Annotated in this window: 14 protein-coding genes and 1 tRNA gene; 2 read left to right on the top strand and 13 right to left on the bottom strand. The window is 69.2% G+C overall.

The genetic code is table 11. The features are described from left to right. Positions 1-46 precede the first annotated feature (46 nt). The 9 genes from rpoB to ACZ407_RS07500 all read right to left on the bottom strand — a co-directional run bounded on the left by rpoB (position 47) and on the right by ACZ407_RS07500 (position 9,261). Positions 47-3,529 carry a DNA-directed RNA polymerase subunit beta gene (gene rpoB / locus ACZ407_RS07540; RefSeq protein ID WP_468126312.1) on the bottom strand — a complete coding sequence of 1,161 codons (3,483 nt, stop codon included), beginning with the start codon at positions 3,527-3,529 and terminating at the stop codon, positions 47-49. A gap of 534 nt (positions 3,530-4,063) precedes the next feature. Continuing rightward, positions 4,064-4,450, bottom strand: a complete 387-nt coding sequence (rplL, locus tag ACZ407_RS07535; RefSeq protein ID WP_468126310.1) for a 50S ribosomal protein L7/L12 — start codon at positions 4,448-4,450, stop codon at positions 4,064-4,066. Positions 4,451-4,564: 114 nt separating this feature from the next. Then, entirely contained in the window at positions 4,565-5,095 is a 531-nt protein-coding gene (gene rplJ, locus ACZ407_RS07530; RefSeq protein WP_468126309.1) for a 50S ribosomal protein L10, read from the bottom strand. 269 nt (positions 5,096-5,364) lie between these two features. Then, positions 5,365-6,237: an SCO4651 family lipoprotein gene (locus ACZ407_RS07525; protein ID WP_468126307.1), complete on the bottom strand. Its 873-nt coding sequence runs from the start codon at positions 6,235-6,237 to the stop codon at positions 5,365-5,367. 159 nt (positions 6,238-6,396) lie between these two features. Beyond that, the gene (gene rplA / locus ACZ407_RS07520) at positions 6,397-7,119 is read right to left on the bottom strand and encodes a 50S ribosomal protein L1 (RefSeq protein WP_468126306.1); all 723 of its coding nucleotides are present in this window, start codon (positions 7,117-7,119) and stop codon (positions 6,397-6,399) included. 84 nt (positions 7,120-7,203) lie between these two features. Then, complete coding sequence (gene rplK, locus ACZ407_RS07515; protein WP_468126304.1) at positions 7,204-7,638, bottom strand: 50S ribosomal protein L11; 435 nt, start codon at positions 7,636-7,638, stop codon at positions 7,204-7,206. A 171-nt stretch (positions 7,639-7,809) separates the two neighbouring features. Continuing rightward, the gene (gene nusG, locus ACZ407_RS07510) at positions 7,810-8,715 is read right to left on the bottom strand and encodes a transcription termination/antitermination protein NusG (protein WP_468126303.1); all 906 of its coding nucleotides are present in this window, start codon (positions 8,713-8,715) and stop codon (positions 7,810-7,812) included. Positions 8,716-8,801: 86 nt separating this feature from the next. After that, positions 8,802-9,083, bottom strand: a complete 282-nt coding sequence (secE, locus tag ACZ407_RS07505; protein ID WP_468126301.1) for a preprotein translocase subunit SecE — start codon at positions 9,081-9,083, stop codon at positions 8,802-8,804. A gap of 105 nt (positions 9,084-9,188) precedes the next feature. Then, positions 9,189-9,261, bottom strand: a tRNA-Trp gene (locus ACZ407_RS07500). Between the two features lie 216 nt (positions 9,262-9,477). Between ACZ407_RS07500 and ACZ407_RS07495 the strand changes: the two genes are divergently transcribed. Beyond that, positions 9,478-10,704, top strand: a complete 1,227-nt coding sequence (locus tag ACZ407_RS07495) for a pyridoxal phosphate-dependent aminotransferase (protein WP_468126299.1) — start codon at positions 9,478-9,480, stop codon at positions 10,702-10,704. 130 nt (positions 10,705-10,834) lie between these two features. Then, on the top strand, positions 10,835-11,854 hold the full coding sequence (locus tag ACZ407_RS07490) for an adenosine deaminase (RefSeq protein WP_468126298.1): 1,020 nt from the start codon (positions 10,835-10,837) through the stop codon (positions 11,852-11,854). On the opposite strand, the gene ACZ407_RS07485 is transcribed toward ACZ407_RS07490, so the two are convergent. The 4 genes from ACZ407_RS07485 to ACZ407_RS07470 form a co-directional block, all read right to left on the bottom strand. Further along, on the bottom strand, positions 11,789-12,271 hold the full coding sequence (locus ACZ407_RS07485; RefSeq protein WP_468126296.1) for a hypothetical protein: 483 nt from the start codon (positions 12,269-12,271) through the stop codon (positions 11,789-11,791). The two genes, ACZ407_RS07490 and ACZ407_RS07485, sit on opposite strands and share 66 nt — an antisense overlap. Positions 12,272-12,368: 97 nt before the next feature. Beyond that, positions 12,369-13,424 (bottom strand): UDP-N-acetylmuramate dehydrogenase, encoded by a 1,056-nt coding sequence (locus ACZ407_RS07480; protein ID WP_468126294.1) that lies wholly within the window; start codon positions 13,422-13,424, stop codon positions 12,369-12,371. 78 nt (positions 13,425-13,502) lie between these two features. Further along, the gene (locus tag ACZ407_RS07475; protein ID WP_468126292.1) at positions 13,503-14,993 is read right to left on the bottom strand and encodes an MFS transporter; all 1,491 of its coding nucleotides are present in this window, start codon (positions 14,991-14,993) and stop codon (positions 13,503-13,505) included. A gap of 108 nt (positions 14,994-15,101) precedes the next feature. Continuing rightward, entirely contained in the window at positions 15,102-15,671 is a 570-nt protein-coding gene (locus ACZ407_RS07470; protein WP_468126291.1) for a TetR/AcrR family transcriptional regulator, read from the bottom strand. Between the last annotated feature and the right edge of the window lie 155 nt (positions 15,672-15,826).

Here is a 15,826-nt window from a genome sequence, read left to right as displayed (position 1 = left end):
GTCCCGGGGACGACGGGGGCTCCGGTGGGAGCCCCCGTCAGGCCCGTCAGACCTCTTCGACGCTGCTCGGCTCGCGCCGGGACAGGTCGATACCGAGCTCCTCCGCCGCGCGGAAGACGTCCTCGTCGGTGTCGCGCATCTCGATGGACATGCCGTCCGAGGACAGCACCTCCACGTTGAGGCAGAGCGACTGCATTTCCTTGATGAGCACCTTGAAGGACTCGGGAATGCCCGGCTCGGGGATGTTCTCGCCCTTGACGATGGCCTCGTAGACCTTCACTCGGCCGGTGACGTCGTCGGACTTGATGGTCAGGAGCTCCTGGAGGGCGTACGCGGCGCCGTAAGCCTCCAGCGCCCACACCTCCATCTCACCGAAGCGCTGGCCACCGAACTGCGCCTTACCACCCAGCGGCTGCTGCGTGATCATCGAGTACGGACCGGTCGAACGGGCGTGCAGCTTGTCGTCGACCAGGTGGTGGAGCTTGAGGATGTACATGTACCCGACCGAGATCGGGTCCGGGAACGGCTCGCCGGAGCGGCCGTCGAACAGGCGCGCCTTGCCGGACGGGAGCACCATGCGCTCGCCGTCGCGGTTCGGGATCGTGTGCTGCAGGAGGCCGGCGAGCTCGTCCTCACGGGCACCGTCGAACACCGGGGTGGCGACGTTGGTGCCGGGGGCGACCTTGTCGGCGCCGATGGCCTGCAGGCGCTGGGCCCACTCGTCCGCGAGGCCGGAGACGTCCCAGCCGCGGCTGGCGAGCCAGCCGAGGTGGATCTCCAGGACCTGCCCCGGGTTCATTCGGGACGGGACACCGAGCGGGTTCAGGATGATGTCGACCGGGGTGCCGTCCTCGAGGAAGGGCATGTCCTCGATCGGGAGGATCTTGGAGATGACACCCTTGTTGCCGTGGCGGCCGGCGAGCTTGTCACCGTCGGTGATCTTGCGCTTCTGGGCGACGTAGACGCGGACCAGCTGGTTCACGCCCGGGGGAAGCTCGTCCCCCTCCTCGCGGTCGAAGACGCGGACGCCGATGACCTTGCCGATCTCGCCGTGGGGCACCTTCAGGGAGGTGTCACGGACCTCGCGGGCCTTCTCGCCGAAGATCGCGCGGAGCAGGCGCTCCTCGGGGGTCAGCTCGGTCTCGCCCTTGGGCGTGACCTTGCCGACGAGGATGTCGCCGGCGACGACGTCCGCACCGATGCGGATGATGCCGCGCTCGTCGAGGTCGGCCAGGACCTCCTCGGAGACGTTCGGGATGTCCCGGGTGATCTCCTCGGGGCCGAGCTTGGTGTCACGGGCATCGACCTCGTGCTCCTCGATGTGGATCGAGGAGAGGACGTCGTCCTGCACGAGGCGCTGCGACAGGATGATCGCGTCCTCGTAGTTGTGACCCTCCCACGGCATGAATGCCACGAGCAGGTTCTTGCCGAGGGCCATCTCGCCCTCTTCGGTCGCCGGACCGTCGGCGAGGACCTGGGCCTCGACGACCCGGTCGCCCTCGTTGACGATCACCTTCTGGTTGACCGAGGTGCCCTGGTTCGAGCGGGAGAACTTGGCTACGCGGTACGTGGTGTACGTGCCGTCGTCGTTGGCGACGGTGATGTAGTCGGCCGAGACCTCCTGGACCACACCGTCCTTCTCCGCCTTGATGCTGTCGCCGGCGTCGACGGCACAGCGGTACTCCATGCCGGTGCCGACGAGCGGGGCCTCCGCCTTGATGAGCGGAACGGCCTGGCGCATCATGTTCGCGCCCATGAGGGCGCGGTTGGCGTCGTCGTGCTCCAGGAAGGGGATCATCGCGGTCGCGACGGACACCATCTGGCGCGGGGAGACGTCCATGTAGTCCACGTCGGACGGCTCGACGTAGTCGACCTCGCCGCCGCGCTTGCGGACCAGGACGCGGCCCTCGGCGAAGCGCATGTCGTCGTCCAGGCGCGCGTTGGCCTGGGCGATGACGAAGCGGTCTTCCTCGTCGGCGGTGACGTAGTCGACCTCGTCGCTGACGGCGCCGTCGACGACCTTGCGGTACGGGGTCTCGATGAAGCCGAACGCGTTGACGCGGCCGTAGGACGCGAGCGAGCCGATCAGACCGATGTTCGGGCCTTCGGGGGTCTCGATCGGACACATGCGGCCGTAGTGCGACGGGTGCACGTCTCGGACCTCGAAGCCGGCCCGCTCACGGGACAGACCGCCGGGACCCAGCGCCGAGAGGCGACGCTTGTGCGTCAGACCCGACAGCGGGTTGTTCTGGTCCATGAACTGCGACAGCTGGCTGGTGCCGAAGAACTCCTTGATGGAGGCGACGACCGGCCGGATGTTGATCAGGGTCTGCGGCGTGATCGCCTCGACGTCCTGCGTGGTCATGCGCTCGCGGACGACGCGCTCCATGCGGGCCAGACCCGTGCGGACCTGGTTCTGGATGAGCTCGCCGACGTTGCGCAGACGACGGTTGCCGAAGTGGTCGATGTCGTCGGTCTCGACGACGATCGAGTTGCCGTTCTCGCCGATCGTCTCGGTCTCGCCGGCGTGCAGGCGGACCAGGTACTTGATCGTCGCGATGATGTCGTCGGTGGTGAGCACACCGGCGTCGAGCGGCTCGTCGGCACCCAGCTTCTTGTTGACCTTGTAGCGGCCGACCTTCGCGAGGTCGTAGCGCTTCGGGTTGAAGTACAGGTTCTCGAGCAGCGTCTGCGCGGCCTCACGGGTCGGCGGCTCGCCCGGACGCAGCTTGCGGTAGATGTCGAGCAGCGCGTCGTCCTGGCCCTGGGTGTGGTCCTTCTCCAGGGTGGCGCGCATGGACTCGTACTCGCCGAACTCCTCGAGGATCTGCTCGGTGGTCCAGCCGAGGGCCTTCAGGAGGACGGTCACGGACTGCTTGCGCTTGCGGTCGATGCGGACACCGACCATGTCGCGCTTGTCGACCTCCATCTCCAGCCAGGCACCCCGGGACGGGATGATCTTGGCGGAGAAGATGTCCTTGTCGGACGTCTTGTCGATGGAGGAGTCGAAGTAGACACCCGGGGAGCGGACCAGCTGGGACACGACGACACGCTCGGTGCCGTTGATGACGAAGGTGCCCTTGTTGGTCATGAGCGGGAAGTCGCCCATGAAGACCGTCTGGGACTTGATCTCGCCGGTCTCGTTGTTCGTGAACTCGGCCGTGACGAAGAGCGGGGCCGCGTACGTGAAGTCGCGCTCCTTGCACTCGTCGACGGAGTTCTTCGCGGGCTCGAAGCGGTGGTCGCGGAAGGTCAGCGACATCGACCCGGAGAAGTCCTCGATCGGGGAGATCTCCTCGAAGATCTCCTCCAGACCGGACTTGGTGGGGACGTCCTGTCCACTCTCGAGAGCCGACTCGACGCGAGCCTTCCAGGCGGCATTGCCGAGCAGCCAGTCAAAGCTCTCGGTCTGCAGCGCCAGGAGGTTCGGAACCTCGAGGGGCTCCTTGATCTTTGCAAAGGAGATGCGCAGCGGGGCAGTGCTGGCGCCGTTGTTCATATTGGTCGAGGCGTTGCGCGAGGCGGCCAAGAGGGGGTCCTTCCGAGGGCTCGGACTCACTACGCGCGTACCGGTCCCAGCCGTACACAAAGGATGAAACCCCTGGTCAGAGAGACTTCTCCGTGTGTGCTTCAGCGTGGGCATGCCCCTGGCGACGGGCAGGGGGCAGCTAACAGGCAGCGCAAAGGGTCAGTGTAGCCACTTGGCTCACTGATGTCCAGACCAGGTTTCCGGAGTCCGGCAACAGGCCTTCCCCTTGTTGTTCACACTGCGGCCCTCGCACACAGAGCGTGTATCAGTACTGCCCTCTTCGCAGTCGATCCATGCCTCGAATCCGGATCGACGTAACGACGCGTCCTGAGAATTGCGCGCCGCGTGCCGTTCGTCAAGGCCCCCTGCCCCGTGCGGATCATCACCGGGCCCGATCGGGGGGCCGCCAGGCAACGAAGATCACCATACTCCCCAACGAGGAGAGGGCAAGTCAGGCACCGCGGATACGCCAAAGGGCGACCACCCTTACGGGTGATCGCCCTTGGCAGGGGCCTGCAGGAGGCCCCAGAGGTGTTACTTGACCTCGACAGCCGCGCCGGCAGCCTTGAGGGCCTCGGCGGCCTTGTCAGCGGCCTCCTTGTTGACCTTCTCGAGGACGGGCTTCGGGGTGCCGTCGACGAGGTCCTTGGCCTCCTTCAGGCCCAGGGAGGTCAGCTCACGCACGACCTTGATGACCTGGATCTTCTTGTCGCCGGCGCCGGTGAGGATGACGTCGAACTCGTCCTTCTCCTCGACCGCACCCGCGTCGCCCGCGCCACCGGCCGGGGCGGCAACGGCGACGGTCGCCGCAGCGGCGGTGACGTCGAACTTCTCCTCGAACGCCTTCACGAACTCGGAGAGCTCGATGAGGGTCATCTCCTCGAACTGCGCGAGCAGGTCTTCCTGAGACAGCTTCGCCATGATGGGCGATCCTTCCACTAATTCCGGCAGGTGCCGTATGTATCGAAAGGCGGGCGTACTTACGGCCCGCTACGACCCGCGCACTAGGCGGCGCGGATCAATGCGCGAGCCGAATTACTCGGCACCGCCCTGCTCGTCCTGCTTGGCGCGAAGGGCGTCCACGGTGCGGACGAGCTTCGACGGCAGCGCCTGGAAGAGCGAGGCAGTCTGGGACTGCTTGCCCTTGAACGCGCCGGCCAGCTTGGAGAGCAGAACCTCGCGGGACTCGAGGTCCGCAAGCTTCTTGATGTCGTCGGCGGAGAGAGCCTTACCGTCAAGGACACCGGCCTTGATGATGAGGTTCGGGTTCTCCTTGGCGAAGTCACGCAGAGCCTTCGCCGACTCCACCGGGTCACCGGTGACGAAGGCGACCGCGGTCGGACCAGCGAAGTGCTCGTCCAGTGCGGTGATCCCGGCCTCGTTGGCCGCAATCTTGGTCAGCGTGTTCTTCACCACGGCGTACTGGGCGTTCTCACCGAGCGAACGACGCAGCGTCTTGAGCTGCGCCACGGTGAGACCCCGGTACTCGGTCAGCACGGCGGCGTTCGAGCTCTGGAACGCGTCCGTGAGCTCGGCTACCGATGCAGCCTTGTCGGGCCTTGCCATAGAGCGTCGGCCTCCTTCCGGGTGATGAGGACCGCTCGGAAGGGGCTGAACAAAACAAAACGCCCCGGCGCAGGCGCACGGGGCTGAGCTCGACCGGATACGGGATCCGGGAACTTTCCACTGTCACCTGCGCGGGTCGTCCGTATTCAACGGATCCTTCGGCCGCCGCGCCCGGTGAGGGACGCAGCAACGACCAGCGGTCTTTGGCTTCTCGACGACTGTACGTGAAGGGCCCGAGCCGAGGCAAATCGCCCGGCCCGGGCTCCGCCTCAGCCCTGGACGCCGCCGGTGGCGCCCTTCTTCTTCATGGCCTCGCCGAGGTCCACGACCTCCCCCGTGGGGGCGGTGACCTGCACGGGCTTGTTGTAGTCCAGGAACTTCATGGTCATGTCCATCGGGCCCTGCTTCATCCGGCCCCGGATGCGCATCTGCTTGGTGTGGTCGGTGCCGTCGATCCACATGTCCATGAGCAGGCTGGTCACGCCCTGCTGCTCCAGCTGCTTGATCTGCTTCTCCTTGCGGGCCTTGGCCTCGGGGGTGTTCCCCGCGAGCGAGGCCTTCATCTGGTCCAGGGTCACCGTGCCCGACAGGTGGGTGGTCTTCTCGCCGTCGACGGTCTCCTCGCCGACCACCTTGAGGTCCTTGGAGGCCTTCAGCGCGCCGGCGCGGTCACCGGGGTTCTCCCCGCTCTGCCCCGCGTTCCCCAGGGCGTCCAGCTGCGCCGCCGACTCCGGGCTCGCGGCCTTGAGGTCGAACTTGAGCCACTTGCCCTCGGCGCCCATGTACATCACGCCGTCGACCAGGCGTATGTCGATCTTCTCCCCGGCCTTCTGCGGGTTGGCCATCACCATGGACATCGCGATGGTCGGCTTGAGGCGCATGGAGACCTCGCCCGAGACCTTCTGCCCGCCCGCACCGCCCTGCATCGTGTACCGCAGCGAGGTGATGTCCTGCGAGTTGCGCTCGACCTTCTCCAGGTACGCGGCCGGCGCCATGGCGGGCTTGCGGGCCGGCTGCGCCGCCCCGGAGGCCTTGGCGGCGCCCTTGTCGGCCTTCTTCCCGTCCTCGCAGGCGGTGGCTCCGCCGGCGAGCAGGACGGCGGCCAGCAGGGCCGCGGCGGTCTTCCTCTGGTACGTGCTCATGGATCGTTCCCCCCACGTGGTACGGCTGTGGTCATCGGCTGTGATCAGCAAACGGAAACCGACATTACCGGCGCGTACAGGCGGGCGGAAAGCCAAAAACCGGGCCCCGCACCTCCGGAGAGGTGCGGGGCCCGGTTCCGTGCAGGCGAGCCGTCAGGCTCAGACCGCGGCCGGGTCCTCTTCGACGAGGAGGTTCCGGGTGCGGTTCGGGTCCAGCTGGATGCCGGGGCCCATGGTGGTGGAGAGGGCGGCCTTCTTGATGTAGCGGCCCTTCGCGGCGGACGGCTTCAGACGGAGGATCTCCTCCAGGGCCGCGCCGTAGTTCTCGACCAGCTTGTCATCGGAGAAGGAGACCTTGCCGATGATGAAGTGCAGGTTCGAGTGCTTGTCGACGCGGAACTCGATCTTGCCGCCCTTGATGTCGGTCACGGCCTTGGCCGTGTCCATCGTGACCGTGCCGGTCTTCGGGTTGGGCATCAGACCACGCGGACCGAGCACGCGGCCGAGGCGGCCGACCTTGCCCATGAGGTCCGGGGTGGCGACGACCGCGTCGAAGTCCAGACGGCCCTTCGCGACCTCGTCGATCAGTTCGTCCGAGCCGACGATGTCGGCGCCGGCGGCCTCCGCGGCCGCAGCACGGTCACCGGTCGCGAAGACCAGGACCCGGGCGGTCTTACCGGTGCCGTGCGGGAGGTTCACGGTGCCACGGACCATCTGGTCGGCCTTGCGCGGGTCGACACCCAGGCGGAAGGCAACCTCGACGGTCGCGTCGAACTTGGTGGAGGAGGTCTCCTTGGCGAGACGGACGGCCTCGAGCGGGGCGTACAGCTTCTCCCGGTCGACCTTGGCGTCCGCAGCGCGGAGGGTCTTGCTGCGCTTCACTTCTGCTCCTGTGTTTTTGCTTCAGGTGTGGAGTCGTGGTGCGGGCCAGCGCGGGCCCTACCACTGGGGACTGCGAAAGGCTGATCAGCCCTCGACCGTGATGCCCATGGAACGGGCGGTGCCGGCGATGATCTTCGCGGCGGCGTCCAGGTCGTTGGCGTTCAGGTCGGGCAGCTTGACCGTGGCGATCTCGCGAACCTGCTCGTTGGTGAGCTTGGCGACCTTGGTCTTGTGCGGCTCGCCCGAGCCCTTCTCCACACCGGCGGCCTTGAGGATCAGGCGCGCGGCCGGCGGGGTCTTGGTGACGAAGGTGAAGGAACGGTCTTCGTAGACCGTGATCTCCACCGGCACGACCATGCCACGCTGCGACTCGGTCGCGGCGTTGTAGGCCTTGCAGAACTCCATGATGTTGACGCCGTGCTGACCCAGCGCGGGGCCGACCGGCGGGGCCGGGTTGGCCGCACCGGCGTTGATCTGGAGCTTGATAAGCCCCGTGACCTTCTTCTTCTTGGGAGGCATTGCTCTCTCCGGGTCCTAGTGAGAGTTTTCCAGCCGCCAACCGGTCATCCGGATGGAGGCATACCGCACCACGATAGCGGGTATCGGTGCGGGGCTTAAAACCGAGCAGGTCAGACCGGCCGCGAGGGGCCGGTCTGACCTGTCCGGAAGCTTCGCTTCAGAAGACCTGGATCAGTTCTTCTGGATCTGGTCGAAGCTGAGCTCGACCGGGGTCTCGCGACCGAAGATCTCGACGAGGCCCTTGACCTTCTTCGAGTCGGGGTTGATCTCGTTGATGGTCGCCTGGAGGGTGGCGAAGGGGCCGTCGGTGACGGTGACCGAGTCGCCGACCTCGAAGTCCAGGACCTCGATGGTGCGCTTGACGGCCGGGGCGGGCAGGCCCGCGGCCTCGGCGGCGGCCTTGTCGGCCTTCTCCTTGGCCTCCGGCGCGAGCATCTTGACGATCTCGTCCAGGGTCAGCGGGTACGGGTCGTAGGCGTTGCCCACGAAGCCGGTGACGCCCGGCGTGTTGCGGACGACGCCCCAGGACTCGTTGGTGAGGTCCATGCGGACCAGGACGTAGCCGGGAAGCTTGTTCTGGCGGACGTTCTTGCGCTCGCCGTTCTTGATCTGGACGATCTCTTCCTCGGGCACTTCGGCCTGGTAGATGAACTCCTCGACGTTCAGCGAGACGGCACGCTGCTCCAGGTTCGCCTTCACGCGCTTCTCGTAGCCCGCGTAGGTGTGGATGACGTACCACTCGCCCGGGAGCAGGCGCAGCTCGTCGCGGAGCGCCTGGACGGGGTCGACGGGCTCGGCGGGCTCCTCCGGGGCGGCCTCGGCCTCGGGGGCCTCGTCCTCCTCGGCGCCTTCCTCGTCCTCGGACTCGTCTTCCTCGTCCTCGTCGGCGTCCTCGGCCTGGCCGTCCTCGTCGGCCTCGTCCTCGTCGGCCTCGAAGGCGGCGTCCTCGTCCGCCTCGGCGGCGTCGGCGATCTCAGCCTCGTCCGGGTCCACAGCGTCCGCCGCCTCGACGATGTCGAGCTCGTCCTCGACGGACTCGACGGAGTCGTGGCTCACGTTCAGGTTCGGGTCAGACACGGTGGCTGCTTCTTCCTGGATACAAAGAGGGGTGGAACATGCGAAAAGGGGCGGTCGCCTCATCAAGGCGCCGCCCTCCGCGGGGATCAGCCGAAGACGTACTTGATGGCTTCCTGGAACCCATAGTCAATCACGGTAACGAGACCGATCATGATGACGACGAAGACAATCACCACGGTGGTGTACGTCGTCAGCTGGTTCCGAGTCGGCCAAACGACCTTGCGGAGCTCCGCAACGATCTGGCGGTAGAACAGCGCGAGGCGGCCGAGAGGGCCCTTCTTACCGCGCTTGCCGCCCTTGCGGGCCTTCTTCTCGCGGGTGTCGTCCTCGGCGTCAGGCATGTCGATGGAGCCCAGGGCGTCCGTCACGTCTCTCACCTGAATCCGGGTCATGGCCGTGCCGCGCCCGGTTGAGCCGCACGGCGGTGCATCGAAGTACGTACCTGCGCACACATCCGGCGAAGGAGTGTGGAGCAGGGCCGGAGGGACTCGAACCCCCAACCGCTGGTTTTGGAGACCAGTGCTCTACCAATTGAGCTACGACCCTTTGTTGCTTCCCCAACCTACCGCATCGGAGCGAGTGCACGGAGTGCCCGCGTTCTGAGCGATCGGCGAAGGCCAACGACAGGTGAGTGTACGTGCTCTTGGTCCCCGCGTCGAACAGCACCTGTCCCGACCTCCCGCCGGCGCGGATCCGGACCTCTTGCGTCCGGTCCCTGAAACGGTGTGCGGCGGCCGTTTTCCGTCTGGGACGATGGGCCGCATGACCTCTGCAACGCCTCCCACCGAGCGCCGCGTGTCCGCCCGCATCGGCGCCATTTCCGAGTCCGCGACCCTCGCGATCGACGCCAAGGCCAAGGCCCTCAAGGCCGCCGGGCGCCCGGTCATCGGCTTCGCCGCGGGCGAGCCCGACTTCCCGACCCCGGACTACATCGTCGAGGCCGCGGTCGAGGCCTGCCGCACCCCGAAGTACCACCGGTACACGCCGGCCGGCGGCCTGCCCGAGCTCAAGAAGGCCATCGCCGAGAAGACCCTGCGGGACTCCGGCTACGCGGTGGACCCGGCGCAGGTGCTGGTCACCAACGGCGGCAAGCAGGCGATCTACGAGGCCTTCGCCGCGATCCTGGACCCGGGTGACGAGGTCATCGTCCCGGCTCCGTACTGGACCACGTACCCCGAGTCCATCCGCCTGGCCGGCGGCGTCCCGGTCGAGGTCGTGGCCGACGAGACCACGGGCTACCGGGTCACCGTGGAGCAGCTGGAGGCCGCGCGCACCGAGCGCACCAAGGTCGTCCTGTTCGTCTCCCCGTCCAACCCCACGGGTGCGGTCTACAGCGAGGAGGACTCCCGCGCGATCGGCCGCTGGGCCGCCGAGCACGGCCTGTGGGTGCTGACCGACGAGATCTACGAGCACCTGGTCTACGGCGACGCGGTCTTCACCTCGCTGCCGGTGCTGGTGCCCGAGCTGGCCGACAAGTGCATCGTGGTCAACGGCGTCGCCAAGACGTACGCGATGACCGGCTGGCGGGTCGGGTGGGTCATCGGCCCGAAGGACGTGGTCAAGGCCGCGACGAACCTCCAGTCGCACGCCACCTCGAACGTCTCCAACGTCGCCCAGGTGGCCGCCATCGCCGCCGTCTCGGGCAACCTGGACGCCGTCGCGGAGATGCGCAAGGCCTTCGACCGCCGCCGCCAGACCATGGTGAAGATGCTCAACGAGATCGACGGCGTCTTCTGCCCGACCCCGGAGGGCGCGTTCTACGCCTACCCCTCGGTGAAGGAGCTGCTGGGCAAGGAGATCCGCGGGCAGCGCCCGCAGACCTCCATGGAGCTGGCCGCGCTGATCCTGGACGAGGCCGAGGTCGCCGTGGTCCCGGGCGAGGCCTTCGGCACCCCCGGCTACCTGCGCCTTTCGTACGCGCTCGGTGACGACGACCTGGTCGAGGGCGTCACCCGGATCCAGAACCTGCTGGCCGAGGCCAAGGCCTGAGCCTGCGGTCCCCGCGCGTCCCGGAAGCGGGCGGCGCCTCGTTCGAGGTGCCGCCCGCTTTTGTGTTCGCGCATTCCACGATCGGGAAAACGCCCTCCCAAACCACCCGTTCGTGCGGCAGGATCACCAGATGGAGCAAGTACGCGATCTCACGCTTCTGCCGAAGGCCCATCTGCACCTGCACTTCACCGGGTCCATGCGCCCGGCCACGCTGCTGGAGCTCGCCGACAAGTACGGCGTACGGCTGCCCGATGCGCTGACGGCCGGGGAGCCGCCCAAGCTGCGGGCCACGGACGAGCGGGGCTGGTTCCGCTTCCAACGCCTGTACGACGCCGCCCGCGCCTGTCTGCGGCAGCCCGAGGACATCGTCCGGCTGGTGCGGGAGGCCGCCGAGGAGGACGTCCGCGACGGCGGCGGCTGGCTGGAGATCCAGGTCGACCCGACCTCGTACGCCCCGCTGCTGGGCGGGCTGATCCCGGCGATCGAGATCATCCTCGACGCGGTGGACTCCGCATCGCGGGACACCGGTCTCGGGATGCGGGTGCTGATCGCCGCCAACCGCATGAAGCACCCGCTCGACGCCCGGACCCTGGCCCGGCTGGCCGTGCGCTACGCGGACCGCGGCATCGTGGGCTTCGGCCTGTCCAACGACGAGCGGCGCGGCATGGCCCGTGATTTCGACCGGGCCTTCGCCATCGCCCGCGAGGGCGGGCTGCTGGCCGCCCCGCACGGCGGGGAGCTGACCGGGCCCTCCTCGGTCCGGGACTGCCTGGACGACCTGCACGCCTCCCGGATCGGGCACGGGGTGCGGGCCGCCGAGGACCCCCGGCTGCTGCGGCGGCTCGCCGAGCGGCGGGTGACCTGCGAGGTCTGCCCGGCCTCGAACGTGGCGCTGGGCGTGTACGAGAAGCCCGAGGACGTGCCGCTGCGGACGCTCTTCGATGCGGGGGTCCCGATGGCGCTGGGCGCCGACGACCCGCTGCTCTTCGGCTCGCGGCTGGCCGCGCAGTACGAGATCGCCCGCCGGTACCACGCCTTCACGGACGCGGAGCTGGCGGAGCTGGCCCGGCAGTCGGTGCGCGGCTCAGCGGCTCCCGAGGACGTCCGGGGAAAGCTGCTCTCGGGCATCGACGACTGGCTCGCGAGCTGACGGGGGCCGGCCCGCGGGGGTGCCGGCGGGCGGGCCGGCGATCCGGGTGAGGCGCAGGTCGCCCTCGTGGCAGTCGGCGCGGACCTGGCCACTGGGGAAGCCGATCTCCAGGTGGGTGCGGCCGTGGTCGGGGAGGGCGAACTCCGCCACGGAGGCCACGGTCTCGCCGAGGTGGCGCAGGAACGGGTGGTCGCCGAGGTCCTCGCCGATCTCGATGCGGCCCCAGGCGCCCATGTCGTGCGACTCGTAGGACTCGTGCGGGGCGGAGGCCTCGACGATCAGGCACCAGTCGGAGCCGGTGGTGATCCGCGTGGCCTCGCCCAGGCCGTCGATGAGCCAGACGTCGAGGGGGACCTCGGAGCGCTCGCCTTCGTAGAGGTGCCAGGACGCGACGATCCGCTCGATCGTCCGTCCCACCAGTCGGGTGGGGTCCGTTCCGGACCCGTGCAGGGGGCAGCGCATGGCCGGCCGCGGTCCTCCGGTGCCTCGGGGGGGTCTGGTGGTCTCGGTCGTCCTAGATGCTGACGCCGACGGTCACCGGTTCGTTGACCAGGGTGACGCCGAAGGCGGCGTGGACTCCCGCGACGACCTCGCGGGCGAGGGCGAGGAGGTCCTCGGTGGTGGCCCCGCCGCGGTTGGTCAGGGCGAGGGTGTGCTTGGTGGAGATCCGGGCCGGGCCGGTGCCGTAGCCCTTGGTGAAGCCGGCCTTGTCGATGAGCCAGGCCGCGGAGGTCTTCGTACGGCCCTCCCCGGCGGGGTAGGCCGGCGGGGCGGTGTCGGGGCCGAGCCGGTCGTGGACGCGGGCGAGGAAGGCCGCGTACGCCTCGTCGCCGAGGACCGGGTTGTGGAAGAAGGAGCCGGCCGACCAGGTGTCGTGGTCCTCGGGGTCGAGGACCATGCCCTTGCCGGCGCGCAGCCGCAGCACGGTCTCGCGGGCGGTGGCGGCGGGGACCCGGTCGCCGGCGCCGACGCCGAGGGCGCGGGCCGTCTCGGGGTACTTGATCGGCGCGGAGAGGCCGCCCGCGTCCTCCAGGGCGAAGCGGACGCGCAGGACGACGTAGCGGTCCGGCTGGTGCTTGAAGAGGCTGTCGCGGTAGGAGAAGGCGCACTCGGCGGCGGTCAGGGTGACCGTCTCGCGGCGGGTGCGGTCGTACGCGACGACCTCGGTGATGGTGTCGCAGACTTCCTGGCCGTAGGCGCCGACGTTCTGGATCGGGGTGGCGCCGGCGGAGCCGGGGATGCCGGCGAGGCATTCGATGCCGGCGAGCCCGGCTTCGACGGTGCGGGCGACGGCGTCGGACCAGTTCTCGCCGGCGGCGAGCTCCAGGCGGGTGCCGTCGAGGTGGAAGCCGGTGGTGGCGATGCGCAGGGCGGTGCCCTCGAAGCCGCGGTCGCCGATGACCAGGTTGCTGCCGCCGCCGATGACGAGGAGCGGGGTGCCGCTCTCGTCGGCTGCGCGGACGGCGGCGACGACCTCGGCGTCGGTGGTCGCGGTGACCAGCCGGGTGGCCGGGCCGCCGAGCCGGAAGGTGGTCAGCGGGGCGAGGGGGGCGTCGTGGAGTTCCTGCACGTGGACAAGAGTACGGTCCGCGGCCCTGCCTTCCCGGCGGGGCCACGGACCGCTGTGGGGTTCGGGGTGCGCGGTTGCTCACACCCGGGCGCGGGCGGGGGCGGGGGCGGTTCCGGGGGCCGGTTCGGGGGCCGGTTCGGGGCCGGTGGCCGGTTCGGGGCCGGTGGCCGCGAGGAGGGTGCGGGCGGCCTTGGCCCGGCCGGGGATGAGGAGCCCGGCGAGGGCCGCGAGGGCCACGGCGGCGGCACCGATCCACAGGGCGGGGACGGTGCCGTCGGTGAAGGCCTCGGCGCTCTCGTAGCCGCCCCGGGCGGAGAACACGGAGGAGAGCACGGCCACCCCGAGGGCTCCCCCGACCTCGCGCAGGGCGTTGTTGGCGCCGGAGGCCACGCCCCGGTCGGCGGGACCGACGGTGGACATGAGCACGTTGGCGGCGGGGGCGATGAACAGGGCCATGCCGGTGCCGCCGAGGACCAGGGCGGGCAGCAGGGCGGTGTACGCGACGCCGGGGGCGAGGGCGGCGGCGAACCAGGCGAGCCCGGCGGCCTGGAGGGCGAGTCCGGCGACGACCACGGGGCGGCCGCCGATCCGGTCGGAGAGGAATCCGGCGAGCGGGGCGACGATCATGGGCATGGCGGTCCACGGGAGCATCCGGATCCCCGCCTCGGTGGGCGAGAAGCCGGACACGCCCTGGAGGAACTGGGCCAGCAGGAAGATCGAGCCGAACATGCCGAGGAACATCAGCAGGCTGGCGATGTTGATGCCGAAGAACCCGGGGTTGCGGAAGAGCTTCATGGGCAGCAGGGGCCGGCGGCCGCGGACCCCGTGCCGGACGAACAGGGCGGTGAAGAGGCTTCCGCCGCCGAGGGCGGTGAGCACGGGCAGGCTGGTCCAGCCCTCGATGTTGGCGTTGACCAGGCCGTAGACGATGCCGAAGAGGCCGAGGCTGATGAGCACGGTGCCGAGGAGGTCGAGGCGGGCCTCGGGGGCGGTGGACTCGGCGAGCCGCAGGCGGGCGAGGGGCAGCAGGGCCAGGCCGATGGGCACGTTCAGCCAGAAGATCCACTGCCAGGAGATGTGCTCGGTGAGGCTGCCGCCGATCAGCGGGCCGCTGGCGATGGCGATTCCGGTGACGGCTCCGTAGATGCCCAGGGCGGTGCCCCGGCGGGCGGCCGGGACCGCGGCCGTGAGCAGGGTGAGGGTGAGCGGCATCATGACGGCGGCGCCGGCGCCCTGGACGGCCCGGGCGGCGATCAGCTCGTCGATGCCGGGTGAGAGGGCGGCGGCCGCGGAGGCGGCGGTGAAGACGGAGAGGCCGCCGAGGAAGAGCCGGCGGCGGCCGAACCGGTCGCCGAGTGCGGCGCCGAGCATCAGCAGGACGGCGAAGGTGAGCGTGTAGGCGTTCACCGTCCATTCGAGGTCTTCGAGCCCGCCGCCGAGGTCCTCGCGGATGGCGGGGAGGGCGGTGGTGACGACGAGGTTGTCGAGGGCCGCCATGAAGCTGGCGGCACCGGTGATGACGAGGGCCCACGCGGCGCGGCCGCGCAGTGTCCCGGACTGCTGTTCCATCGCTTCCCCTGCGGTTCCCGTGGTCGGTCGGTTCGAGTTAGTTATTGATGACTAACTTTCCTTGCCGTGAAAAGACGCGCGCCGCTCCCGGCGCGCGTTCCCGCCCGGCTACTCCCCTGCGGCGCCCTTGGCCCGCGCCGACGGGTAGAGGCCCTCCCAGATGGGATGGCCCGGCTTGAACCCCATGGCGGCGAGGGTGTTGATCAGCATCCCGAACGCCATGAACGTCGTGGTCTCCTTCTCGTCCGCACCCAGGGGGATGTGGACGGTGCTCCAGAGCTCCAGCCAGCCGGCGCGGACCAGCTCGCCGAACTCGTGCTCGCCCGCCGCCTCGGCGGCCGCCACGGCCACGTACGTCTGGAGCTGCATCTGCAGCTTGTCGGGATCGTCGGCGATCAGCTGCGTGTACGCGTTCGCCATCGCGTCCAGCGCCTCCTCCCCCTCCAGCCCCTCGGCGGCGTCGGCGAAGACCTGCCGGGTCTCCGCCATGCACCGCATCGCGGCGGCGAGGAAGATCGCCTGCTTGTTCGGGAAGAGCCGGAAGAGGTAGGGCTGCGAGACCCCGACCCGTTTGGCGATCGCCTCGGTGGAGGTGCCGTAGTACCCGCCCCGGGCGAACTCGTGCATCGCCGCCCGGATGACGCTCTCGCGCCGCTCGTCCGCGCTCATCCTGACCATGCAAGAAAGTTAGTACTCAATCACTAACTCCGTCAAGGGGGTCCGAACGCGCCGCGGGGGGGGGGGGGGGGGGGGGGGGGGGGGGCGGGGGGGGGGGGGGGGGGGGGGGGAAGGGGGAGGGGGAAAAGAGAGCGGAGCGCACCGCAGCCCGTGGC

The sequence above is a fragment of the Streptomyces sp. NPDC030809 genome (genome assembly GCF_055572195.1).
This window is presented reverse-complemented; position numbering and strand designations above follow the sequence as displayed.